Origin of the sequence: Methylobacterium sp. E-025 (assembly GCF_022829705.1) — a bacterium.
In the GTDB taxonomy this organism is placed as follows: domain Bacteria; phylum Pseudomonadota; class Alphaproteobacteria; order Rhizobiales; family Beijerinckiaceae; genus Methylobacterium.
The window spans coordinates 1-517 of record NZ_JAKSYR010000119.1; the positions used below are offsets into that span (position 1 = coordinate 1).

Here is a 517-nt window from a genome sequence, read left to right on the forward strand (position 1 = left end):
GGCGAGCAGCAGATGCTGGCGATCGGCCGGGCGCTGATGGCGCGGCCCAAGCTCGTCCTGTTCGACGAGCCGTCCCTTGGGCTTGCCCCCAACATCGTCGAGCGGATGTTCTCGGTGATCCGCGCGATCTGCAATGCCGGGACGACGGTCCTGCTCGTAGAGCAGAACGCCTTCGCCGCGCTCGAACTCTGCGACTACGCCTACTTGTTGGAGACCGGCCGCATCGTGTTGGCGGGCAAGGGCGCCGACCTGATCGCCGACCCGCACGTTCGCGACGCCTACCTTGGCGGCTGACCCGAGGCGGCGCGTGCGGACGCACCTCAGACCGCTCGACATCCGCGACGGCCCCACGCCGACGCCGATCCTGGTAGGAGGCCAACACCTGATCCTCATGCGGGACGGCGCAAGGCTTGTCGCGGCGGAGCGGGCTTGCCCTCACGAAGGCGCTGACCTGTCGCTTGGACGCTGCGCGGCGGGCCGGATCCATTGTCCGAGGCACTTGGCCTCCTTCGACCTC

The 517-nt window shown here is 68.9% G+C and carries 1 protein-coding gene and 1 pseudogene; both read left to right on the forward strand.

Going from position 1 to position 517, the window contains the following annotated elements:
- Positions 1-294: pseudogene (locus tag MKK64_RS17730) on the forward strand (ABC transporter ATP-binding protein); the annotation flags it as partial.
- 13 nt (positions 295-307) lie between these two features.
- A partial coding sequence (locus MKK64_RS28115; RefSeq protein WP_313898920.1) for a Rieske 2Fe-2S domain-containing protein occupies positions 308-517 on the forward strand: 210 nt, incomplete at its 3' end.